Source organism: Roseovarius sp. A46 (assembly GCF_004126395.1).
GTDB lineage: Bacteria > Pseudomonadota > Alphaproteobacteria > Rhodobacterales > Rhodobacteraceae > Roseovarius > Roseovarius nitratireducens.
The window spans coordinates 65,689-88,473 of the sequence record NZ_PVWS01000008.1; the positions used below are offsets into that span (position 1 = coordinate 65,689).

The 22,785-nt window shown below is 66.9% G+C and carries 23 protein-coding genes and 1 tRNA gene; 13 read left to right on the forward strand and 11 right to left on the reverse strand.

Annotated elements, in window-relative coordinates:
• Positions 1–8 precede the first annotated feature (8 nt).
• The 3 genes from C6W92_RS06350 to rocF form a co-directional block, all read right to left on the reverse strand.
• Positions 9–890: a hypothetical protein gene (locus tag C6W92_RS06350; RefSeq protein ID WP_129432170.1), complete on the reverse strand. Its 882-nt coding sequence runs from the start codon at positions 888–890 to the stop codon at positions 9–11.
• A gap of 80 nt (positions 891–970) precedes the next feature.
• Positions 971–2,020, reverse strand: a complete 1,050-nt coding sequence (locus tag C6W92_RS06355; RefSeq protein WP_129432171.1) for an ornithine cyclodeaminase — start codon at positions 2,018–2,020, stop codon at positions 971–973.
• A 10-nt stretch (positions 2,021–2,030) separates the two neighbouring features.
• Positions 2,031–2,960, reverse strand: coding sequence for an arginase (rocF, locus tag C6W92_RS06360; RefSeq protein WP_129432172.1), 930 nt, complete (start codon positions 2,958–2,960; stop codon positions 2,031–2,033).
• 115 nt (positions 2,961–3,075) lie between these two features.
• On the opposite strand from rocF, the gene C6W92_RS06365 reads away from it, so the two are divergent.
• On the forward strand, positions 3,076–3,504 hold the full coding sequence (locus C6W92_RS06365; RefSeq protein ID WP_129432173.1) for an Lrp/AsnC family transcriptional regulator: 429 nt from the start codon (positions 3,076–3,078) through the stop codon (positions 3,502–3,504).
• Between the two features lie 98 nt (positions 3,505–3,602).
• Here the strand turns inward: C6W92_RS06365 and C6W92_RS06370 are convergent, their stop codons facing one another.
• Positions 3,603–4,064 carry a disulfide bond formation protein B gene (locus C6W92_RS06370; RefSeq protein WP_129432174.1) on the reverse strand — a complete coding sequence of 154 codons (462 nt, stop codon included), beginning with the start codon at positions 4,062–4,064 and terminating at the stop codon, positions 3,603–3,605.
• Positions 4,065–4,068: 4 nt separating this feature from the next.
• On the reverse strand, positions 4,069–4,647 hold the full coding sequence (locus tag C6W92_RS06375) for a YqaA family protein (protein ID WP_129432175.1): 579 nt from the start codon (positions 4,645–4,647) through the stop codon (positions 4,069–4,071).
• Positions 4,648–4,768: 121 nt separating this feature from the next.
• Here C6W92_RS06375 and C6W92_RS06380 point away from each other — a divergent pair.
• Positions 4,769–4,852 (forward strand) — tRNA-Leu (locus C6W92_RS06380).
• 113 nt (positions 4,853–4,965) lie between these two features.
• Here the strand turns inward: C6W92_RS06380 and C6W92_RS06385 are convergent.
• Entirely contained in the window at positions 4,966–5,535 is a 570-nt protein-coding gene (locus C6W92_RS06385; RefSeq protein WP_129432176.1) for a DUF882 domain-containing protein, read from the reverse strand.
• Positions 5,536–5,867: 332 nt separating this feature from the next.
• Between C6W92_RS06385 and C6W92_RS06390 the strand changes: the two genes are divergently transcribed.
• From C6W92_RS06390 to C6W92_RS06405, 4 genes are read left to right on the forward strand one after another with little or no spacing between them, the layout of a single operon-like run.
• Positions 5,868–7,550: a L,D-transpeptidase family protein gene (locus tag C6W92_RS06390; protein WP_241691087.1), complete on the forward strand. Its 1,683-nt coding sequence runs from the start codon at positions 5,868–5,870 to the stop codon at positions 7,548–7,550.
• A 27-nt stretch (positions 7,551–7,577) separates the two neighbouring features.
• Entirely contained in the window at positions 7,578–8,669 is a 1,092-nt protein-coding gene (lpxD, locus tag C6W92_RS06395; RefSeq protein ID WP_129432177.1) for a UDP-3-O-(3-hydroxymyristoyl)glucosamine N-acyltransferase, read from the forward strand.
• A 37-nt stretch (positions 8,670–8,706) separates the two neighbouring features.
• Positions 8,707–8,967, forward strand: coding sequence for an acyl carrier protein (locus tag C6W92_RS06400; protein ID WP_129432178.1), 261 nt, complete (start codon positions 8,707–8,709; stop codon positions 8,965–8,967).
• On the forward strand, positions 8,964–10,175 hold the full coding sequence (locus C6W92_RS06405; protein WP_129432179.1) for a beta-ketoacyl-[acyl-carrier-protein] synthase family protein: 1,212 nt from the start codon (positions 8,964–8,966) through the stop codon (positions 10,173–10,175). Before C6W92_RS06400 ends, C6W92_RS06405 begins: the two co-directional genes overlap by 4 nt.
• An 18-nt stretch (positions 10,176–10,193) precedes the next feature.
• On the opposite strand, the gene C6W92_RS06410 is transcribed toward C6W92_RS06405, so the two are convergent.
• Positions 10,194–10,844, reverse strand: coding sequence for an invasion associated locus B family protein (locus C6W92_RS06410; RefSeq protein WP_129432180.1), 651 nt, complete (start codon positions 10,842–10,844; stop codon positions 10,194–10,196).
• 454 nt (positions 10,845–11,298) lie between these two features.
• Here C6W92_RS06410 and C6W92_RS06415 point away from each other — a divergent pair, with 454 nt between their 5' ends.
• A complete protein-coding gene (locus tag C6W92_RS06415) occupies positions 11,299–12,837 on the forward strand; it encodes a helicase HerA-like domain-containing protein (RefSeq protein ID WP_129432181.1) in 1,539 nt (512 codons plus the stop codon).
• Positions 12,838–12,841: 4 nt separating this feature from the next.
• Here C6W92_RS06415 and C6W92_RS06420 read toward each other — a convergent pair whose 3' ends face one another.
• Positions 12,842–13,765, reverse strand: coding sequence for a phosphotransferase (locus tag C6W92_RS06420; protein ID WP_129432182.1), 924 nt, complete (start codon positions 13,763–13,765; stop codon positions 12,842–12,844).
• Between the two features lie 102 nt (positions 13,766–13,867).
• On the opposite strand from C6W92_RS06420, the gene C6W92_RS06425 reads away from it, so the two are divergent.
• The 4 genes from C6W92_RS06425 to C6W92_RS06440 are packed head-to-tail and all read left to right on the forward strand — an operon-like array spanning position 13,868 to position 18,071.
• Positions 13,868–14,110, forward strand: a complete 243-nt coding sequence (locus tag C6W92_RS06425; protein WP_104017327.1) for an exodeoxyribonuclease VII small subunit — start codon at positions 13,868–13,870, stop codon at positions 14,108–14,110.
• Positions 14,110–14,997: a polyprenyl synthetase family protein gene (locus C6W92_RS06430; RefSeq protein WP_129432183.1), complete on the forward strand. Its 888-nt coding sequence runs from the start codon at positions 14,110–14,112 to the stop codon at positions 14,995–14,997. The genes C6W92_RS06425 and C6W92_RS06430 overlap by 1 nt, the downstream gene beginning before the upstream one ends.
• Positions 14,998–15,018: 21 nt before the next feature.
• On the forward strand, positions 15,019–16,947 hold the full coding sequence (gene dxs, locus C6W92_RS06435; RefSeq protein ID WP_129432184.1) for a 1-deoxy-D-xylulose-5-phosphate synthase: 1,929 nt from the start codon (positions 15,019–15,021) through the stop codon (positions 16,945–16,947).
• A 35-nt stretch (positions 16,948–16,982) separates the two neighbouring features.
• The gene (locus tag C6W92_RS06440) at positions 16,983–18,071 is read left to right on the forward strand and encodes a PQQ-dependent sugar dehydrogenase (protein ID WP_129432185.1); all 1,089 of its coding nucleotides are present in this window, start codon (positions 16,983–16,985) and stop codon (positions 18,069–18,071) included.
• A 55-nt stretch (positions 18,072–18,126) separates the two neighbouring features.
• Here the strand turns inward: C6W92_RS06440 and C6W92_RS06445 are convergent, their stop codons facing one another.
• The gene (locus C6W92_RS06445) at positions 18,127–18,882 is read right to left on the reverse strand and encodes an SDR family NAD(P)-dependent oxidoreductase (protein ID WP_129432186.1); all 756 of its coding nucleotides are present in this window, start codon (positions 18,880–18,882) and stop codon (positions 18,127–18,129) included.
• 156 nt (positions 18,883–19,038) lie between these two features.
• Between C6W92_RS06445 and C6W92_RS06450 the strand changes: the two genes are divergently transcribed.
• Together C6W92_RS06450 and trpB are read left to right on the forward strand one after the other, a co-directional pair.
• Positions 19,039–20,151, forward strand: coding sequence for an S-(hydroxymethyl)glutathione dehydrogenase/class III alcohol dehydrogenase (locus C6W92_RS06450; protein ID WP_129432187.1), 1,113 nt, complete (start codon positions 19,039–19,041; stop codon positions 20,149–20,151).
• An 80-nt stretch (positions 20,152–20,231) separates the two neighbouring features.
• Positions 20,232–21,464, forward strand: coding sequence for a tryptophan synthase subunit beta (trpB, locus tag C6W92_RS06455; protein ID WP_129432188.1), 1,233 nt, complete (start codon positions 20,232–20,234; stop codon positions 21,462–21,464).
• A 324-nt stretch (positions 21,465–21,788) separates the two neighbouring features.
• On the opposite strand, the gene C6W92_RS06460 is transcribed toward trpB, so the two are convergent.
• Positions 21,789–22,163: a DUF2237 domain-containing protein gene (locus C6W92_RS06460; protein ID WP_129432220.1), complete on the reverse strand. Its 375-nt coding sequence runs from the start codon at positions 22,161–22,163 to the stop codon at positions 21,789–21,791.
• 64 nt (positions 22,164–22,227) lie between these two features.
• Positions 22,228–22,647 carry a hypothetical protein gene (locus C6W92_RS06465; RefSeq protein WP_129432189.1) on the reverse strand — a complete coding sequence of 140 codons (420 nt, stop codon included), beginning with the start codon at positions 22,645–22,647 and terminating at the stop codon, positions 22,228–22,230.
• Between the last annotated feature and the right edge of the window lie 138 nt (positions 22,648–22,785).

Below are 22,785 nucleotides of genomic sequence, written 5' to 3' on the forward strand. Positions count from 1 at the left end.
GCCTCCGTTCATCCGGTGCCGGCGATGCGGTCTAGCAAGGCCGTGTTGCTTTGCGACGCTGCACGCAGCACGCGGCGCATATGGGTGCGTGAACCCGGCAAAAGCTGCGCGAGAAGGCGCGCCATGATCCGGCGCTGTAACGTGTCGCCGTACCGTCCGCGCCCGATGCGCGAGAGCGCGGCGACGTGATCGCTGACCCACGGGTCTTTGCGCATTTCTGCCGGTGTCTCACGGAGCAGCCTCAGGAATTCCCGCCCCGCGCGGATGTGGTGTCGCTTGTCCCAGCGGCCCTCGTGGTCGAGGTGCCAGACGGTCACGCCCGTGCCAGAGAAGGGCTGCGCCCCGCGCCAGAGCAGCGCCAGCGGCAGGTAGTGATCCCACCACGGCATGCCGAAGATCAGCGCGCCCGTGTCCAGACCGTCGAGCGCGTCGCGGCCCGCCCCCAGCAGGTCGATTCCACCATCGTAGCGCGCGGCCGAGGGACGCTTGTCCCCGTCGTGATCGCGCCGCCGCACGCCCACGGCCTGCATCGGGCCGAGCGCGGCGAGCCGGTCGCGCGTTGCGTTGGTCATCTCGAGCTCGATATCGGCGTTGACGATGAACACGCGCTCGGTCGAGACGCGGCGCGCGGCATCCAGAAGATCGGAGAGGAACACGTGCGGGCGGCCCGTGATCGCGGCTGCGTCGCGCGGCACGCGCACCACCTCCACCCCGAGTTCGGCGATGAGCGGGTGCAGCTCCTCGGCCTCGGAATTGACGGTGACGGGATCGAAGCCGCAGTCGCGCCAGGACTGGACGCAGCGCGCGAGGTAATCGTTGCCGATTTCATGCCCGTCCCTGTCCTTGCGTGAGAAGACTGGCGGAATGGACGTGACGATGGGGGTGCTCATGACGGCCGCCGGGCGAAAGGAAACGGGACTTGCTCTGCCTATGGCAGACTAGGCCGTTTCCGGCAAGGCGGCGCTGTCTCTCACTCTTGCGCGCGCATCAGCATGCCAAAGAGGTCGCGCGGGTCGTCGGGGTCGGCCAGCAGGTCGAGATCGCGGTAATAATCGGTGCCGCCAATATGGTCGCGGATATAGCGCAGGGCGCTGAAATCCTCGATGGCGAAGCCGACGCTGTCAAAGAGCGTGATCTGTTCCGCGCTCGTGCGCCCCGGAACCTCGCCCGCCAGCACGCGCCAGAACTCGGTCACCGGGTGGTCGGCGTCGAGCTGCTGGATCTCGCCCTCGATGCGGGTCTGCTCGGGGTATTCCACGAAGATCGACGAGCGGTGCAGGATCGCCGGGGCCAGCTCGGTCTTGCCCGGGCAGTCGCCGCCGATGGCGTTGATATGCACGCCCGATCCGACCATGTTGTCGCTGAGGATGGTGGCGTATTGCTTGTCGGCGGTGCAGGTGGTGATGATCTGTGCGCCTTCCATCGCGGCCTCGGCGCTGCGGCATGTCACCACCTCGAGCCCCATGCCCGAGAGGTTGCGCGCGGCTTTTTTGGTGGCGGCGGCGTCGATGTCGTAGAGCCGCACGGATTTCAGCCCCACCAGCGCCTTCATCGCGAGACTCTGGAATTCGGACTGCGCGCCCGCGCCGATCATCGCCATCGTGTCGGAGCCTTTGGGCGCCAGGTGGCGGGCCACCATCGCCGAGGTGGCCGCCGTTCTGAGCGCGGTGAGCACGGTCATCTCCGACAGCAGCACCGGGTAGCCGTTGCCGACATTCGCCAGCAGCCCGAAGGCGGTGACGGTCTGCAATCCGGCCTTGGTGTTCTTGGGGTGACCGTTCACGTACTTGAACCCGTAGACCTCGCCGTCGGAGGTCGGCATCAGCTCGATCACCCCCTCCTCGGAATGCGAGGCGATGCGGGGGGTCTTGTCGAACAGGTTCCAGCGGCGGAAATCGGCCTCGATGTACTCGGCCAGGCCGCGCAGCATTGGCTCCATGCCGATATGGTGGACAAGCTTCATCATGTGATCGACCGAGACGAAGGGCACGTAGGCCTTCTCGGAGGGGGCAATTGTCATGGGTCTCTCCTCAGCTATAGGCGCGGGTCACGCGGTCGAAGACGCGGCGGCCGAGCGCCGAGGCGGCGAGATCGACCATCACCTGTGCGGTGCGGCCGCGGTCGTCGAGAAACGGGTTGAGCTCTACCAGGTCGAGCGAGGTGAGAAGGCCGCTGTCGCTGACCATCTCCATCACCAGGTGCGCCTCGCGGATGGTGGCACCGCCGGGCACGGTGGTGCCCACGGCGGGCGCGAAGGAGGGATCGAGGAAATCCACGTCGAGCGAGACATGAAGCGCGCCCTGCGCCTTCTCGACATCCTCGAGGAACTCGGTCAGCGGGCGGGCGATCCCGCGTTCGTCGATCTCGCGCATGTCGTGGGTGCGGATCGCGGTCCCGGCGAGGGTCTCGCGTTCCGCGCCATCGACCGAGCGCAGCCCGATCATGCAGATATTCTCCTGCGGCACCGGGTTGGCCACGGACGGGAAGCCGTGAAATCCCTCGCGCCCGGTGACATAGCCGATGGGCGTGCCATGCAGGTTGCCAGAGCCGGTGGTTTGCGGTGTGTGGATGTCGCTGTGCGCGTCGAGCCAGAGGATGAATTGCGGGCGTCCTTCCGCGGCGGCGTTGTTGGCCACGCCGGCGATGGAGCCGAGCGACAGGCTGTGATCGCCGCCCAGAAAGATGGGCAGCCCCTGCGCGGCGGCGCTTTCTCCGGCCTGTGCGAGTGCCGCGGTCCAGCCCGCGGTCTCGGCGGGGGCGTGCACATGGGGGGGCATCTGCGGCGGGGCGGTGGCGTCGGCGGGCTCCACGTTGCCCAGATCGCGCACGGTGAGGCCAAGCTCGGCAAGCTGTTCGGCGAGCCCTGCGGTGCGGTAGGCATCGGGGCCCATCAGGCAGCCGCGCCGGGCCTTGCCACTGTCGACCGGCGCGCCGACAAGCAAGATATCCTTGGGGGGCATAAGCGTCTCCTTCGTGTCTTTGAGAAGGGTTTGGCTCCGAATCGGGTTGATTTGAAGCGGGTATTTTGCACTTATCGGGCGTAGTTCCTGCGAAACGAATGCAAAAGGCTTCGATATGGACGATACGGACCGACGCCTGCTATCGGCGCTGCGCCACGATGCGCGTGCTTCGCTCTCCGATCTTGCGCTCGGCCTTGGCGTGTCACGAACTACCGTGCGGGCGCGGATCGAGCGGCTTCAGGCGAAGGGCGAGATCGTCGGCTTTACCGTGGTGCTCCGCGGCGACACGCTACGCGACCCGGTGCGCGGGCTGATGATGCTGGGGATCGAGGGGCGCGGCACCGATCGGATCATCCGCCAATTGGGCGGGCTTGCGGCGGTGCGTGCAATCCACACCACCAACGGGCGCTGGGACCTGATCGTGGAGATCGGCACCGACACGCTGGAGGCGCTCGACCGGGTGCTGGCGCAGATCCGCCGCTTCGACGGCATCGCGAGTTCCGAGACCAGCCTGCTGCTCAATACGTGGAAATCGGGGGGGTAGGGGGTGCCGGATGGCTTCGAGCGGACGCTTGCAGCCTGATCCCAATGCGCGTCCTGCCCGACGCTGCATCAAACCAGCCGCCCTCCTTATCCCGACATTCAGCGCGCGCGCAGCGCCATCACCCAGATCGCGGCGAGGCCCAGCGACACCACCATGTTCCAGCTCGCCATCGACAGGCCCCACATCTCCCACGGCACCTCGTCGCAGCGCACCAGTGGCGCGGCCATGATCTGGTCGAACAGGTCCTCGCTGCTCATGCCGCCCACCGGGCCGCCCGTGCAATCCGAGGGCCCCAGCCACCAGCCGCGCTCAACACCCGTGTGGTATCCGCCGATTCCGGCGGTGGCGAGCGCCGCCAGCGCGCCGAGCGCCGCCATCAACGCGGGCCACGCCACCAGCGCCACAAGTCCGAGGACAATGGCCGCGCCGTGCGGCCAGCGCTGCCAGATGCATAGCTTGCATGGCGCCATGCCGCCCAGATGCTGGAACGCCAGCGCGCCCAGCAAGAGCGCGGCGGAGCCACTGGCGGCGAGGAGGATGAGGGTTTTTTGTCTGGTCATGGCATCACAGATAGCGCGTAAGGAGAAAGCCGCCAAACAGCAGCACGACAAAGACGATGGTCAAAAGCCCGAGGCGGCGCTCGATGAAATCGCGGATCGGAGCGCCGAACTTCCACAACAGCCCCGCCACGAGGAAAAAACGCACCGCGCGGGCGAGGATAGAGGTGGCGACAAAGGTGCCGAGCGGCATCCCCGTCCAGCCCGACATGATGGTAATGACCTTGTAGGGGAAGGGCGTGACGCCCGCCGTCAGCACCGCCCAGAAGCCGAAATCGTTGAACCGCGTGTTGAAAGCGTCCATCGCCTCGCCCTTGCCGAGGGCGGCGAGGATCGGCTGTCCGATGCTGTCGTAGGCGAAGGCGCCGATGGCATAGCCCAGCATCCCCCCCAACACAGACGAGACCAGCGCAACGGCGGCGATGAGCCACGCCCGCGAGGGCCGTGCGAGGATCATCGGAATCATCAGCACATCAGGCGGGATCGGGAACACCGAGCTTTCGGCGAAGGAGATGACGGCGAGCACCCACAGCGCGCGCGGGTGGTCTGCCATGCGGATCGTCCAGTCGTAGAGCGCGCGCAGCATCGGCTGTCCTCGGGATCGGGTTGCGCCGAAACAGCATGGCCGCCCGGTCCGGTCAAGCCCTTTCACAGGCGCATGCAGCCTCTGGACGCGGGCCGCGGGCTCGGCTAGAGACAGGTCGGACGCGGGTGTGGCGGAATGGTAGACGCGAGGGTCTCAAACACCCTTTCCGCAAGGAGTGTCGGTTCGAGTCCGACCACCCGCACCAATCCTTTGGGGCCTACCGCCTTCGGCTACCTGAGGCCGGGTGATCGCGCTCCGCTCAAACGAAAAAGGCGGCACCTGTGCGCCGCCTTGCCGTCATGCCAGACATATGATCGCCTACCGGCCCCAGGAACGCACCGGGCCGCAATCCATATGCACGAAATTCGACCGCGAATACCGGCCCACACCGCCGCCCTGACAGGCCAGCGCGGCACGGTACACCTGTTCGACCGAGCGGCTGCCGAGGCGCAGATCGGCCGCTTGACCGATGATGTGGCGCGAATTCTTGGCCACCCCGCTGGAGCGGCGGCGCAGCATGGCGTTGGTCTGCGGGCTGCGATACCCACTGAGCAGGGTGTAGGATTCGTTCACATCGAGCAGGTTGTGGCTGGCGGCCATGATGTCGACGGCGCGGCGATCGATCACGCGGGTCTGATCGGTGCGCCAGTCGCGCATGAAAAGCGTGATTTCATTGAGCGCCTCGGGGATGTAGTCGCCCTCGACCCAGTATATCGTGTCGAGCCGTTCGCCCGTGCGTGGCGACACCATCCGAAGCCGCCGGATATCGCCGGCACCCCGTAGAAAACCGGCCGCATTGGTGAAGGTCGGGGCTGCGGTAATCGCCGTCGCGGCGAAAGCCGCAAGCAAGCCGCGCCGTGAAATTCCCGTCGAGCTGAAGTCTGCCATTGATAAGTGCGCCTGTCCCGTCGCCTGCCTTGAGCCGCTTTAGCGCGACCCGTGCTGTCCCCAGATGTACGGATTTTATGGCATATCGAGAATCATCAACCAACCCCCGATTCGACATATTGTGTCACGCGCAAGGGTTTCGGCGGGATTTCGCGCATCTTTGCGAAATGCGTGGCCAAAATGCGACCCCGCCGCCCGATCATCCCCGCTTCACGCCGATTTTCTTCCCTGTGACGCGAAAGTGTTAGGGAAGAATTGAGATATTTCCATATTCTTGGCTATAATTTCGTTGGCTAACATGAAGATGGTCGGTTTGTTTGAAGGGGATTGAGATGCCAGAGGGTTTGTCTCGCACGTGGCTCGGGATCGGGCTCGGCCTGTGGCTGGCGGGAGCCGCTGGCGCGCCGGTGGCGCGGGCCGAGGGCGCGCAGACTGCCTTGCCGACGGTGATCCCGGCGGTGATGGCAGGGGCTATGGCCAAGGCGCTCGACGCCGCACGCGACTCGGCCTTCCGTCAGGCTGTGGCCGAGGCGGCGGGCACCGACCGCGACCTCGCGGAATTCTACAGCGCGACCGACTATCGCCCGGTCTGGACAGGCGATGACGCCACCCACCGCGCGCGGCGTGCGGCGCTCTTGCGCGCGCTGGACGATGCGGCGCTGCACGGGTTGCCCGAGGGGCGGTACGGTCGCGCTGCGTTGCTGGCGCGCATGGCCGATATCCGCTCGACGCGCGAGATGGGCGAAGTCGAGGTGGCGCTGAGCCGCGCCTACCTCGCCTATGCGCGCGACGTGCAGTCGGGCGTGCTGGTGCCGGGCCGCGTGGACAGCGACATCAAGCGTAGCGTGCCCCGTCGGGCGGCGGGCGCGCTGCTGGCCGACATGATGCAGGGCGACCCGCGCGCGGTGTTGCGCGGGCTGCCGCCACAGACCAACGCGTATCGCCGCCTGATGAAGGAACGGCTCCGGCTGGAAGGGGTGATCGCACGGGGCGGCTGGGGCCCGGTTGTGCCCGGAGGCAAGCTCGAGCCGGGCGACGCCGGCGCGGCGGTGATTGCGCTGCGCGATCGGCTGGTCGCGAAGGGCTATCTGGCGCGAAGCGCGACCGCGCGTTTCGACGGACGGATACAGGCTGCCGTGCAGGCGTTCCAGGCCGATCACGGGCTGGAGACCGACGGGATCGCCGGGCCCTCGACGATCGCCGCGCTCAACGTCTCGGCCGAGGAACGGCTTGCCTCGGTGCTCGTGGCGATGGAGCGCGAGCGCTGGCTGCCCGCCGAGCGCGGTGCGCGCCATATCCTTGTCAACCTCGCTGATTTCAGCGCCCGCATCCTCGATGACGACAGTGTCACCATCGAGACGCGGGCGGTGGTTGGCAAGAACGCGGGCGGACGGCGCAGCCCGGAGTTTTCCGACGAGATGGAGCACATGATCGTCAACCCGACCTGGCACGTGCCCCGCTCGATCACGGTCAAGGAATACCTGCCGCAGATGCAGGCCAACCGCAACGCTGCCGGGCACTTGCGGCTCTATGACAGCCGGGGCCGCGTGGTGCCCCGCAGCGCGGTGAATTTCAACGCCTATTCGGCGCGCAGCTTTCCCTTCCGGCTCAAGCAGCCGCCGTCGACGCGCAACGCGTTGGGGCTGGTGAAGTTCATGTTTCCCAACAAGTACAACATCTACCTGCACGACACGCCGCAAAAGCACCTGTTCGACCGCGAGAAGCGCGATTTCAGCCACGGCTGCATCCGGCTCCAACAGCCCTTCGATTTTGCCTACATGCTGCTCGCCCCGCAGGAAGCCGATCCCAAGGGTCGGTTTCATGCGGTGCTCAACACCGGGCGCGAGACGCAGATTAACCTCGAACAGCATGTGCCGGTGCACCTGATCTACCGTACCGCGATCACGCGTGCAGGTGGACGCACGCAGTATCGCGACGATGTCTACGGACGCGACGCGCGGATCTGGCAGGCGCTGGAACGGGCAGGGGTTTCACTGCGCGCGCATCGGGGCTAAATACCTCTCCGACAGAAGAGGTGGCGCATGTCCTACAGTATAGACGAGGTGGCCCGGGCGCTCGGCGCGCGCGCCTTCGGGGCGACGGAGATCGCGGTGGACGGCGTGGCCGAGCCTGCCGATGCCGGCCCTGCTGATCTCGCCCTGGCGATGAAGCCCGACTATGCCGAGGGACTGGCGAAGGGTCGTGCGCGCGCTGCGGTGGTTTGGGACGGGGCCGACTGGCAGGCGATGGGGCTTGAGGCGGCGCTGGTTGCGCCGCGCCCGCGCTACGTGATGTCCGGGCTGACGAAACTGCTCGATCCCGGGCAGGGCTGGGGCGGCGGCATCCACCCCTCGGCGGTGATCGACCCGGAGGCAGAGCTAGCCCCCGACGTGGCGGTGGGGCCGCTCGCCGTGATCTGCGGCGGCGCGCGCATCGGCGCGGGATCGGTGATCGGCCCCCAAGCCTTTGTCGGCACTGACGCGGTGTTGGGCGAGGGCGCGTTCCTGCGCGAGGGCGTGCGCATCGGCGCCCGGGTGCGCATCGGCGCGCGGTTCATCGCGCAGCCGGGCTGTGTGGTGGGCGGTGACGGGTTTTCCTATGTCACCCCCGAAACCTCGGCGGTGGAGCAGGGGCGCGCCACGCTGGGCGACATCGACGGGGCGCAGGCGCAGAGCTGGACCCGCATCCATTCGCTGGGTGGCGTCACCATCGGCGACGACGTCGAGCTTGGCGCCAACTGCACCATCGACCGCGGCACCATCCGCGACACCGCCGTGGGCGACGGCACCAAGATCGACAACCTGGTGATGATCGGCCACAATGTCATTGTCGGGCGCGATTGCCTGCTATGCGGGCTGGTGGGGATCGCCGGATCGACGCGGATCGGCAACAACGTTGTGCTCGCGGGCAAGACCGGCGTGAGCGACAACATCTTCATCGGTGACAACGTCATCACCGGCGGTGGCACGATTGTTCTGTCCAATATCCCCGCCGGACGAATGATGCTTGGCTATCCGGCGATGAAGATGGAAACCACGGTAGAGGTGTTCAAGGGCTTTCGCCGCCTGAAAAGATTGTTCGAGGATGTCTCTGGTCTTAAAAAAACCGTTACAGACCTGTCGCAGAAGAGCTGAGACAGCCCCCTTGGGGCGCAAACGGAAAGACCATGCCATGAGCACCATTCAGGATCGTGTGATAGAGATCATCGCCGAACAGGCGGTGCTGGAGCCCGCCGACGTCACCCTCGACAGCACGCTGGAGGATCTGGGCATCGACAGCCTCGGATTGGTCGAGAGCATCTTCGCCATCGAGGAGGCGTTCGACATCTCGGTGCCGTTCAACGCCAACGAGCCGGACAAGAGCGATTTCGACATCTCCTCGGTCCGCGCCATCGTCGCGGGTATCGAGCGGTTGATCGCGGAGCAAACGTGACGCGCGTCGTCATCACCGGGGCGGGCACGATCAACCCCCTCGGTGCCGATGTGCCCGCCACGCTGGAGGCCATGCGAGAGGGGCGCTGCGGTATCGGCGAGCTGGAGTTCCGCGATGTCGAGCGGTTGTCCATCCGCATCGGCGGGCAGGTGCGCGGCTACGATCCCGAAACGGTGTTCAACCGCCAGCAACTCGCGCTCTACGACCGGTTCACGCAGTTCACGCTCGTCGCCGCCCGGCAGGCGATCGCGCAGGCGGGGCTCGAGTTCAAGGGCGAGCTTGCGGCGCGGGCGGGCGTGATCCTGGGCAACTCGGGCGGCGGCATGACCACGCTCGACGACAATTACCGCTCGGTCTACGAGGAGGGCAAGAACCGCGTCCATCCCTTTGTTGTCCCGAAGTTGATGAACAACGCCGCCGCTTCGCACCTGTCGATGGAGTTCAATCTCAAGGGGCCGACCTTCACTGTTTCCACCGCCTGCGCGTCGTCCAACCACGCGATGGCGCAGGCGTTCCAGATGGTGCATGGCGGGATCACCCCGGTGATGGTGACGGGTGGCTCGGAATCCATGTTGTGTTTCGGCGGGGTCAAGGCGTGGGAGGGGCTGCGCGTCATGAGCCGCGACGCCTGCCGCCCGTTCTCGGCCAACCGCAACGGCATGGTGCAGGGCGAGGGCGCGGCGGTCTATGTCTTCGAGGAACTGGAGCACGCGAAACGGCGCGGCGCCGAAATCCTCGCCGAGGTGATCGGCTTTGCCATGACCTCTGACGCCGCCGATATCGTGATGCCGTCGAAGCAGGGCGCGGCGCGGGCGATGGCGGGCGCGCTGCGCGATGCGCGGGTGGACCGCGAAGAGGTGGGCTACATCAACGCCCACGGCACCGGCACCGCCGCCAACGACAAGACCGAGTGCGCGGCGGTGGCCGACGTGTTCGGTGCCCATTCCGACCGGCTGATGATCTCGTCCTCCAAGTCGATGCACGCGCATCTCATTGGCGCGACTGGCGCGGTCGAGCTTCTGGCTTGCATCATGGCGCTGCGCGACGGGGTGATCGCGCCGACCATCGGCTACGAGGAGCCGGACCCCGAATGCGCGCTCGACGTGGTGCCGAACGAGGCGCGCGAGGCCCACGTCGAGGTGGCGCTGTCGAACGCCTTTGCCTTTGGCGGGCTGAACGCGGTGCTGGCGCTCAGGCGGTTTGCCTGAGCGCCATTGCCTGGCGGGTCACTTGTCCAGCGTCGAGGCGGCATTATAGGCCGCGGTAAACCCCGAGAGCGAGACGTCGATGCTGACGTTCTGGTCGGGTGCCTGCGCCGGAACAATCTCGATCTGGGCTTGCGCGCCTTTCTTGAGCGCCTCGACCTCGGGCCCCGTGAGCCCGATCCGCGCGAAACAGCCGCCCATCGTGCAGAACGAGTACGCGTAGCTCTTGGCCTTGCCGTCATCGACCGAGAGCTTCACCTCTTCGGTGAGCAGCGTGCCGAGCGGCACGGCGATGGTGGCCCCCGCCACGATATTGCCGGCCCCCTCAAGGCGGTAGAGCGTGAATTCGGCCACCGGGTTGCCCTCGGACTCGGTCAGGAGCTGATACATCTGACACATATCCTCGCCGCCCTCGGTGGGGAAGCAGCGCACCGACCAGTCGTCATGGGTTTCCTTGATATATGCTTGGCTCTCCTCGGCTATTTCGCGCCCGGTGTCGAGCCCGGCCACGGGGGCCGACGGCCCGTCCGCGTCACCGGCTGCGGCCGCGCCGTCGGTGGTGGTTTGGCCGTCCGTTGTGACCTCGCCGTCGGTGGTGGTCTCTTGCGCGCCCGCGGCGGTCGAGAGCGCCAGAAGCGCGGTCAGGGACAGGTTGAGCAGGGTCTTGGTCATGTCTTCCCCTTCGAGTCTGTACAGAGTCACGATGTCGCCTCTAGCACGGCGATGTGGGACTGTCAGGGCGAAATTGCGCGCGGTGGCAGCGGCGCGTTGCCGAAAACCTCGCCGGGACACCGTGATCTCGAAGGTATGATTGCGAAGCAGGGGCGACCTGAAAAAACAAGAAAGAGGCCGCAAGGCCTCTTTCCGGTTTTCTCCCCGTCGGACTGGCCGACTTAGTCATTGATCGAAACGCTAGGGCACAACCGGCATTCCGTCAACAGTCCAGTTGCCGAGGCTTGGAAAAACCTGCGGAAAAAAGGCCGCACCCGGGGCGCGGCCAGTCTGACAGGGAGGAAGTGCCGGCGCCAGAGGACATTCGGCGCCGGACATGCTTTCAGACTGGCACGAAAGGGTTAATTTTGTATGGTCACGGCGTGACGATTTCTGGACGGGGAGTGCAGGGCACGTGAGTGAGACGATTTTCACCGGGGGCGGCGGGCCGGACTATGCCACGCCGCAGGAGATGCTGCTGAAATACGGCAATCGGCACGGGCTCATCGCCGGGGCCACCGGCACCGGCAAGACGGTGACGCTGCAGATCCTGGCCGAGGGGTTCTCGGACGCGGGCGTGCCGGTGATCCTGTCCGACATCAAGGGCGACGTGTCGGGCATGGCCGTGCCGGGCAGCCCCGACCAGAAGCTGCATGCGGCGTTCACGTCGCGGGCCGAGAAGATCGGCTTCGACGCCTACCGCTATGACAGCTTCCCGGTGATCTTCTGGGACATCTTCGGCGAGCAGGGCCACCCGATGCGCACCACCGTGTCGGAGATGGGACCGCTGCTGCTGTCGCGGCTGATGGGGCTTTCTGATGCGCAGGAGGGCGTGCTCAACATCGCCTTCCGCGTGGCCGACGAAGAGGCGCTGCCGTTGCTCGATCTCAAGGATTTGCAGGCGCTCCTGACCTTCGTGGGCGAGAGCGCCGACGATCTGTCGTTGCGCTATGGCAACGTGGCCACCGCGTCCGTGGGGGCGATCCAGCGCGCGCTTCTTGTGCTCGAAAACCAGGGCGGCGCGCATTTCTTCGGCGAACCGGCGCTCGACCTGGCCGATCTCATGCGGGTCACGCCCGAGGGGCGCGGTCATGTCAACATCCTTGCCGCCGACAAGCTGGTGCACTCGCCCCGGCTCTACGCCACCTTCCTGCTGTGGCTGTTGTCGGAACTGTTCGAGCAACTGCCCGAGGTGGGCAACCCCGACAAGCCGCGGCTCGTGTTCTTCTTCGACGAGGCGCATCTCTTGTTTGACGATGCGCCCAAGGCGCTCGTTGACAAGGTAGAGCAGGTGGCGCGGCTGATCCGCTCCAAGGGGGTGGGGGTGTATTTCATCACCCAGAACCCCGATGACGTGCCCGAGGACATCCTCGGCCAGCTCGGCAACCGCTTCCAGCACGCGCTGCGCGCCTTTACCGCGCGCGACCAGAAGGCGCTCAAGCGCGCCGCCGAGACCTACCGCCCCAACCCGCGCTTCGACACTGTCGAGGCGATCCGCGACGTGGGCACCGGCGAGGCGGTGACCTCGCTCCTGCAGGACAAGGGCGTGCCGGGCGTGGTCGAGCGTACGCTCATCCGCCCGCCCGCCACCCGGCTCGGCCCCTGTGATACGGCCACGCGCCGCGACGTGGTCGCCGCCTCGCCGGTGGCGGGGAAATACGAGGCCGCGCTCGACCGGCGCTCGGCCTTCGAGATGCTCGCCGCCCGCGCCGAGGCCGCGGCGAAGGCGGCCGAGGAGGCGGAAACCGCCGAAGCCGAAGCGGAGGAGGAGGCGCGCGAGTTTCGGGCCGCACGGCGGTACTCGGGCAGCGCGCGGGCCGGGCGTACCCGGCGTGGTGCCGCGACCGAGAGCCTTGGCGGCGCTATCGCCTCGGCGGTGGTCAAGGAACTGAGGGGCACCACCGGACGGCGCATCGTGCGCGGCATCCTCGGCGGGCTGTTTCGCGGGCGCTGAGGGCTCAGGTCAGGTCGCGCGTCGCCAGGTCGTCGCGCAGTGCGGCATAGACCCGCTCTGCGATGCGGATGCGCCGGGGCCGCAGCGCGGGCGTCTCGACCCGGATGAGCGCCTCGATCCCGACGAAAAACGGCAGCACCAGCCGCCGCTCGGCCTCGGTGAGGGCAAATGCCTCGACGAAGGCATCGCGCATCCCCTCGTCTACGCCGCACCACATGCGCCCCGAGGGGCAGACGCCGCGCCGCGCCATGTGCATCAGAAACCGCGCAATATCCTTGAGCACGGGCATCCGCCCCGAGCCGCCGGTGTCGATGCCGGTGAGTGTTCTGCCGTTCACCAAAAGATTGCTGGGGTGAAAATCACCGTGGCAGATCGCCACCCGCCAATCGGCCCCGTCGATGCGTCCGGCGATCCGCTCGATCCCAGAGAGGATTCCTCCCTCGATCCCGCGCAATACCGGGAAGGGCTGGCCCTGTGTCGCCCGTTCGGCGCGGGCGAGCCAGCCTGCGCAGCGTGCCGCGCGCCAGCCCTCCGACACATCCGTGTAACGCCGCAGCCACGCGGCGGCGGGCGCGAGCCGCGCCGCGCGCCGGTCCGCGCGCAGCCGCGCCACACGGTCGAGCAGCGGTGTCCCGGGCGCACGCTCCATCACCATCAGGCGTATCTCGGGCAGAAAGGCCAGCGGCTCGGCGGTGCGGAACCGCGCGCCCTGCATGTAGGGCCAGATGCGGCACGCCTCGCGCCATTCACGCGCTTGCATCTCGGCGGTCTCGGGTGTGGCGAGGCGAAAGATGGCGTCGCGCCCTTGCCAGGTTCCGGCATGGATGCGGCGCTTGCCCGGAATGTGGCGGATGAGCGCGCCGATCTCGGCACCGTCTGGCAGATCGCTCTCGGCGGGCAGGGCGGGCAGGGAGACGGGATCGCTCATACGGTGGAGTTTTTCCCACCACCGCGGGGGCGTCAACCGAATTGCACCGCCGCCCGCCCACCGCTATGGTCGAGCCCTGAAATCAGGCAGCGGGAGCAAGGCATGGCAGAGACACCGGTCACGGAGCTGAGCTTCGAGCAGGCGATGGCCGAGCTCGAGGATGTGGTCGGCCGCCTCGAACGGGGCGATGTTGCGCTCGACGAGTCGATCGCCCTCTACGAGCGGGGCGCGGCCCTGAAGAAACGCTGCGAGGCGAAGCTGAAGGAAGCCGAGGAGAAGGTGGCCGCCATCACGCTCGATGCCGAGGGCAACCCGACGGGCACGGCGCCGGTCGAGGGACCGTGATGTCCGACGGCCTCGCGGATCACCGCGCGGCGCTCGCGCTCGACGCCGAGCTTGCACTGGCCCCGATCGAGACCGCCCTTGCCGCGCAAGACGGGCCGGTGGCGGATGCGATGCGCTACGCGGTGCAGGGCGGCAAGGCCATTCGTGCCGTTCTGGTGATGGAGGGCGCGCTCCTCTTCGGGATAGAGAGGGCCATGTCCGCGCCCGCCGCGGCGGCGATCGAGGCGATCCATGCCTACTCGCTCATTCATGACGACCTGCCCTGCATGGATGATGACGACATGCGGCGCGGCAAGCCAACCGTCCACCGCAAGTGGGACGAGGCGACGGCGGTGCTGGCTGGCGACGCGTTGCAGGCGCTGGCGTTCGAGCTGATATGCGACGCGGTCTGCCCCGACGCCGCCCGGCTTGCGCTGGTGCGGGGCCTCTCCCGCGCTGCCGGTGTCGGCGGCATGGTCGGCGGTCAGGCGCAGGATATCGCCGCCGAGAGCGCGGCCACGCCGCTTACGCTCGACGAGATCACCCGACTTCAGGCGGGCAAGACCGGCGCGCTCATCTGCTGGGCGGCGACGGCGGGGGCGGTGATGGCGCAGGCCCCGGCGTCGCGTGTCCGCGCGCTCCAGACCTATGGCGAGTGCCTCGGCCTCGCCTTCCAGATCGCCGATGACATTCTCGATGTCGAGGGCGACGCGGTGATGACCGGCAAGGCTGTGGGCAAGGACGCCGCCGCGGGCAAGGCCACCTTCGTGTCGCTGCTCGGCCTCGACGCGGCGCGGTACCGCGCCACGAGCCTTGTGGACACCGCCTGTGACGCCCTATCTGTATTCGGTGAGGAGGCGCAAAGCTTGCAGGCGCTCGCACGCTTCGTTATCTCGCGCCAGAACTGATGAACCCCGGGGAGGGGCCCGATGTCCGACACTCCGAGCACACCACTTCTCGACCAGGTACACATACCGTCCGACCTCAAGCGGCTGAGCGACGCGGAGTTGCAGCAACTTGCCCGCGAGTTGCGTGCCGAAACCATCGCGGCAGTGTCGGAAACCGGCGGCCATCTCGGTGCGGGGCTCGGGGTGGTGGAATTGACGGTGGCGCTGCACCACGTGTTCGATGCGCCGCGCGACAAGATCATCTGGGACGTCTCGCACCAGAGCTATCCGCACAAGATCCTCACCGGTCGCCGCGACCGCATCCGCACCCTGCGCCAGAAGGGGGGGCTGTCGGGCTTCACCAAGCGGTCGGAAAGCCCTTATGACCCGTTCGGTGCGGCGCATTCCTCCACCTCGATCAGCGCCGCATTGGGCTTTGCCGTGGCGCGCGACCTCGGCGGCGCCTGCGAAACCGGTCACGGCGATGCCATCGCGGTGATCGGCGACGGCGCGATGTCGGCGGGCATGGCCTTCGAGGCATTGAACAACGCGGGCCACCTGCAAAAGCGGCTCATCGTCATTCTCAACGACAACGAGATGTCCATCGCCCCCCCGGTGGGGGCGTTGTCGTCCTATCTCTCGCGGCTCTACGCGGGCGCACCGTTCCAGGATTTCAAGGCCGCCGCCAAGGGCGCGATCTCGATGCTGCCGCCGCCCTTCCAGGAGGGCGCGCGCCGCGCCAAGGATATGCTCAAGGGGCTCGCCGTGGGCGGCACGCTGTTCGAGGAACTGGGCTTCAGCTACGTCGGCCCCATCGACGGCCACGATCTCGATCAGCTCCTTCCCGTGCTGCGCACTGTCAAGGCGCGGGCCACCGGTCCGATGCTGATCCATGTGCTGACGAAAAAGGGCAAGGGCTATGCCCCCGCCGAGAATGCGCGCGACGGTGGCCATGCCACGGCGAAGTTCGACCTTGTCACCGGCAAGCAGAAGAAGACGCCGTCGAACGCGCCCAGCTACACCCGCGTCTTTGCCGAGTCGCTACTGGCCGAGGCCGCCGACGATCCGCGCATCTGCGCCGTTACCGCCGCCATGCCGGACGGCACCGGGCTCGACCTCTTTGCCGAACGCTACCCGTCGCGGCTCTTCGACGTGGGTATCGCCGAGCAGCACGCGGTAACTTTCTCCGCCGGGCTCGCGGCGGGGGGAATGCGGCCGTTCTGCGCGCTCTATTCCACCTTTCTGCAACGCGGCTACGATCAGGTCGTGCACGACGTGGCGATCCAGCGCCTGCCGGTGCGATTCGCCATTGACCGCGCCGGGCTCGTTGGCGCCGATGGCGCGACCCATGCGGGCAGCTTCGACATCACCTTTCTTGCGACCTTGCCCGGCTTCGTGGTGATGGCCGCCGCCGACGAGGCCGAACTCAGGCACATGGTTGCCACCGCGGCGCGCCACGATAGCGGCCCCATCGCGTTCCGCTATCCGCGCGGCGAGGGCACCGGCATCGAAATGCCCGAGCGCGGCACCCCGCTGGAGATCGGCCGCGGCCGCATCATGCAGGAGGGGGCCGATGTGGCGATCCTGTCCTTCGGCACGCGGCTTTCCGAGGTCATGACCGCCTGCGAATCGTTGCGCGCGCGCGGCATCACCCCCACCGTGGCCGATGCCCGCTTTGCCAAGCCACTCGACACGGAGATGATCCTCGACCTTGTGGCAAGGCACGATGCCATGATCACCATCGAGGAGGGTGCCATTGGCGGATTCGGCAGCCATGTCAGCCACCTGCTGGCCGAGGCGGGCGTCTTCGACAACGGGTTCAAATTCCGCTCGATGGTGCTCCCGGATATTTTCATAGACCAGGCGAGCCCCGCCGACATGTATGCCACCGCCCGGCTTTCCGCCCCCGATATCGAGGCGCGCGTGCTGGAGGTGATGGGCCTGGGACAGGTGCGGGACAAGCGCGCCTGACGGTCCGGGCCCGGTCACACGAAAGGAGCGTGCCAATGATCCGTCTCCTCGCCCTCTGTCTCGCCCTCACGCTCGGCGCGCCCGCCCATGCACTCGAAACCAGCGCCGGGCCGGTCACAGCCACCCGCATGATCGCCGGGCTCGACGAACCCTGGGCACTTGGCTTCCTGCCCGGCGGCGGTGTCCTCGTGACAGAGCGGGGCGGGCGGCTCCTCCTTCACCGCGAAGGCGAGACGCGCACGGTCGGCGGTGTGCCGAAGGTGGCCGCGATCGGGCAGGGCGGGCTGCTAGACCTGCTGGTGCCGCGCGATTTCGCGACCACGCGCACGCTGTTCTTTACCTATGCCAGGCCCCAGCGGAACGGCGCCGGCACGGCGGTGGCGCGCGCCCGGCTCTCGCAGGACGGCCAGCATCTGGAGGATTGGCGCGTGCTTTTCGAGCTGACCCCGGGATCCTTGGGCGGGCGGCATTTCGGCTCGCGCCTCGTCGAGGGCGAGGACGGCACTCTCTACGCCACCATCGGTGAGCGTGGCGACCGTCCTTCGGCGCAGGACCTCTCTCGCGAGAACGGCTCGGTGATCCGCATCGCCCGCGATGGTACGATCCCCGAGGACAACCCGTTCACCGGTACGCAAGGCGCAAAACCCGCCATCTGGTCCTACGGTCACCGCAACCCGCAGGGCGCGGCGCGCGGCCCGGACGGTACAATCTGGGTGGTCGAGCACGGGGCCAAGGGCGGTGACGAGATCAACCGCATCCGCCGTGGCGCCAATTACGGCTGGCCGGTGATCTCTTACGGGCGTCACTACTCTGGGGCGAAGATCGGCGAAGGCACCCACAAGGAGGGCATGGAGCAGCCCGCATTCTATTGGGATCCCTCCATCGCGCCCTCGGGGATGATGATCTACTCGGGCCGTCTCTGGCCCGAATGGCGCGGCCACATCTTTGTGGGTTCGCTAAAGTTCGACCTGATCTCGCATCTCGCGGGCACGCCCCTGCGCGAGGTCGAGCGACTGAAATCGCCCGAAACGGCCCGCGTGCGCGACATCCGCGAGGCCCCGGACGGCTCGATCTGGTTTCTCAGCGTCGGCAATGGCGCTGCCTATCGCCTCAGCCCCCGCTGATCTTCATCATTCCCCAAATACTCCGGGGGCGTGGGGGCTGGCCCCCACAGGGGCGTCACTGCATGCGCAGCGCCCCGTCGAGACGGATCACCTCGCCGTTCAGATAACCGCACTCGACGATGAACCGCGCCAGCCGCGCATATTCGTCCGGATCGCCCAGCCGCTTGGGCAATGTCACCTCGGCAGCGAGATCGTCCTGCACCTCTGGCGGCAGGCCGCGCATCATCGGCGTGGCGAAGATGCCCGGCGCGATGGCCATCACCCGGATGCCCTCGCGCGCCAGATCGCGCGCCATCGGCAGCGTCAGCCCCACGATGCCGCCTTTCGAGGCGGCATAGGCGGCCTGGCCCTTTTGCCCGTCGAAGGCGGCGATGGACGCGGTGTTGACGATCACGCCGCGCGCACCATCGTCGCCGGGGGCGTTCCCGGCCATCTCGGCGGCGGCGAGACGGGCGACGTTGAACGTGCCCACGAGGTTGATGTCGACGGTGCGGCGAAAGGCGTCCAACGGGTGCGGTCCGTCACGGCCCAGCGTCTTGGCCCCTGTGGCAATGCCCGCGCAATTCACCGCCGCGGTGATCCGGCCCATCGACGCCTTTGCCTGTGCGATTGCGGCGGCGACCGACGCTTCGTCGGTCACGTCCGTCTCAGTGAAATGCGCGCCGATTTCGGCGGCGACGCTTTGTCCGCGCTCCGCATCGCGATCAAACAGCGTCACCTGCGCACCCGCGCCGCGAAAATGGCGGGCCGTCGCCTCGCCAAGGCCCGAGGCCCCGCCGGTAATGATCGCGGCTGTGTCTGTCATGCGCATGAGGGGCCTCCTGCAATAAATGAACAACTGTTCAGATACAGTGCCCGGCCGCGCCTGTCAAAACACTTTGGCCCACCCCCGTGCCGCACTCCGAGATTGCCTTTGACGTCATGTCCGACTACGCCTGAAAAAGCGACAACACGAAGGGAGGCGACGATGCGCACGAAAGCTGCGGTAGCGATGGAGGCGGGCAAGCCTCTGGAGATCATGGAGGTCAATCTCGACGGGCCCAGGGCAGGCGAGGTGCTGGTCGAGATCAAGGCCACGGGCCTGTGCCACACCGACGAATTCACCCGCTCGGGCGACGACCCCGAGGGGATTTTCCCTGCCATTCTCGGCCACGAGGGCGCGGGCGTGGTGATCGAGGTGGGCGAGGGCGTGACAAGCCTCGAAGTGGGCGATCACGTGATCCCGCTCTACACTCCTGAATGCCGCGAATGCGAATACTGCCTCAACCCCAAGACAAACCTGTGCCAGAAGGTGCGCGCGACCCAAGGGCAGGGCCTCCTGCCTGACGGCACGACGCGGTTCTCGATGCTCGACGGTACACCCATCCATCACTACATGGGCTGCTCGACCTTCGCCAACCACACCGTGGTCCCTGAGATCGCGCTCGCCAAGGTGCGCAAGGATGCCCCCTTCGACATGATCTGCTATATCGGCTGCGGCGTGACCACCGGCATCGGCGCGGTCGTGAACACCGCCAAGGTCGAGCTTGGCAGCACCGCCATCGTCTTCGGCCTCGGCGGGATCGGATTGAACGTGATCCAGGGGCTGCGGCTGGCAGGCGCACGCCAGATCGTCGGCGTCGATCTCAATCCCGGCAAGGCCGATATGGCGCGCCGGTTCGGCATGACCGATTTCGTCAACCCGAACGATGTTGACGGCGACATTGTTGCCCATCTCGTCGAGCTGACCGGCGGCGGTGCGGATTACACCTTCGACGCGACCGGCAACGTCAACGTCATGCGCACCGCGCTCGAAGCCGCGCACAAGGGCTGGGGCGAGAGCATCATCATCGGCGTAGCCCCTGCGGGCGCCGAGATCAGCACCCGGCCGTTCCAGCTTGTCACCGGGCGGGTCTGGCGCGGCACCGCCTTCGGCGGCGCACGCGGGCGCACGGATGTGCCCAAGATCGTCGACATGTACATGTCGGGCATGATCGAGATCGACCCGATGATCACGCATAAACTCACCCTCGAGCAGATCAACGAGGGGTTCGAGCTGATGCACAAGGGAGAATCGATCCGCGCGGTGGTGGAATACTGACACCCCCCGCGCGCCTGCGCCTTGCCCTCCGGGGCGGGGCGCACTAGGACGTGGCGCAGGCAACAAGGGGTGCGCGAGACATGGCCAACGACCTTTTCAACTCCTTCATGACCGGCCCCGACGAAAAGGGCCGGTTCGGCGATTTCGGCGGGCGTTTCGTGTCCGAGACGCTGATGCCGCTCATCCTGGAACTCGAAGAGCGCTACGAGTACGCCAAGACCGACCCGGATTTCTGGGCCGAGATGCATTTCCTGTGGAAGCATTACGTGGGCCGCCCCAGCCCACTCTACCATGCCGAGCGGCTGACCGAGCGGCTGGGCGGCGCCAAGATCTATCTCAAGCGCGACGAGCTCAACCACACCGGCGCGCACAAGATCAACAACGTGCTGGGCCAGATCATCCTCGCCCGCCGGATGGGCAAGAGCCGGATCATTGCCGAGACGGGGGCGGGCCAGCACGGTGTCGCCACCGCCACCGTCTGCGCCAAGTTCGGGCTGAAATGCGTGGTCTACATGGGTGCCACGGATGTCGAGCGGCAGGCGCCCAACGTGTTCCGCATGCGGCTCCTGGGGGCCGAGGTGGTGCCCGTCACCTCCGGGCGCGGCACGCTCAAGGACGCCATGAACGACGCGCTGCGCGATTGGGTGACCAACGTGCGCGACACGTTCTACTGCATCGGCACGGTGGCGGGTCCGCACCCCTACCCGGCGATGGTGCGCGATTTCCAGTCGATCATCGGCACGGAAACCCGCGAGCAGATGATGGAGGCCGAGGGCCGCTTGCCCGATACGCTGATCGCCGCCATTGGCGGCGGGTCGAACGCGATGGGGCTGTTCTACCCGTTCCTCGATGACAAGGAGGTGGGGATCATCGGTGTCGAGGCCGGGGGCCACGGCGTCGATGACCGGATGGAACATTGCGCAAGCCTCACCGGCGGACGCCCCGGCGTGCTGCACGGCAATCGCACCTACCTGTTGCAGGACGATGACGGGCAGATCCTCGAAGGGCATTCGATCTCGGCAGGGCTCGACTATCCCGGCATCGGACCCGAGCATAGCTGGCTGCACGAGACGGGGCGCGCGAAATACGTCTCGATCACCGACAAGGAGGCGCTGGCGGCGTTCCAGCTCAGTTGCGAGACTGAAGGTATCATCCCGGCGCTGGAGCCGTCCCATGCGCTTGCCCATGTCACCAAGATCGCGCCCGACCTGCCGCGCGATCACCTGCTGGTCATGAACATGTGCGGCCGTGGCGACAAGGACATCTATACCGTCGCCAAGCACCTCGGCTTCGACATCGAGAGCGGCGGCTGAACCTGTTCATCGACGCGCCGGTGGATGGGTCGATGGTGGTGCGGAATCAGCGGTCGATGTCCGGGGTCGGGGGTTGGCCTGTAGCGATCGTTGCCGTGAGCCGCGCCATCGACAGGCCGCGGGCTGGCGATCCGACGGATTTTCAGGGCGCTTTATGCTTGCCGAATCCGAAAAACCTGTAATCGGTGCACGAGCTTAGTCAAATCGCCAGTCCGGGGGGCGGCCTGGCGATGGCGCGGCGGCCTTCGGCCTCGATTCCGCGCCCGGGGGCAAGAACCAAATGGCAGGCTCAGGCCACAAGTCCCCACCGCTTATTCGCCCCGCTCAGGCGGCGGCGTGCTGCTCCAACACCTCCAGCGGCACGATGTCGAGCGCGCGAGCATGGGTGGCCGCGAGCCGCACCTGCGGCGCGCAGCCCTCCTCGTGGGCCTGAAGGAACCGCGCCGCGCACAGGCACCACTGATCCCCCGGTTTCAGCCCGGCAAAGCCGAATTCCGGGCGCGGCGTGCTCAGGTCGTTGCCGACATACTTGGAGAAGGCGAGGAACTCTGCCGTCATCAGCGCACAGACCGTGTGGCTGCCGCGATCCTCGGCACAGGTGTTGCAATGCCCGTCGCGAAAGAACCCGGTCACGGGATCGGACGAGCAGGGCGAAAGCGCCCCGCCCAGCACGTTCTCGGAAGTGTCCATCGTGGTCATGCGCGCGATCTCCTCCGCAGGATCGTAGCGCATACCGCGAGGCCGTCAAACCCTCCATCAGGTATCAGAGGCCCGAGGCCGTCGTCGTCTCGAGTAGGTCAAAGGTCTTGTCACCCCGCGCGTTGAATTTCTGAAGACTGTCGCCGTGGCGCACGACCGTCAGGCAGCGATAACGCCCCGCGTCCTGTGCCATCGACACGCAAACCTCGTTGCCATCGGTGATCGCATAGTGGCCCGTCCCGGACCAGCCACCGCCCTGCAATTCGCCTTGCAGCACATTCGTCGGCGCATAGTGGAAGTTGAAGACCTTGTCGCCGGCACGCGCAACCACGCGCTTGCCCACGAGCAGCTCGGCGATCTCGTCCGAGCTGAGCCTTTCGGCCCCGCTTGCGAGCGCCTCTTCGAGCGCCGTGCCGGCGCTCGCGCTTGTTGCGGCCATGAGCGTGCAGCACGCCGCGATGACAACAGGTGTCGAGTAAGTCATGGATCCACTCCTTGCTTGTCCATCCCGCCCGGCATTCAGGCACGCCGGACCAGCACAGCTTGCCCCCGGCAACGTCGGAAAGCTTGATTTCCGGATGACAATTCCTGACACTTCCATGATATCTGCCCGAAAGGCGTG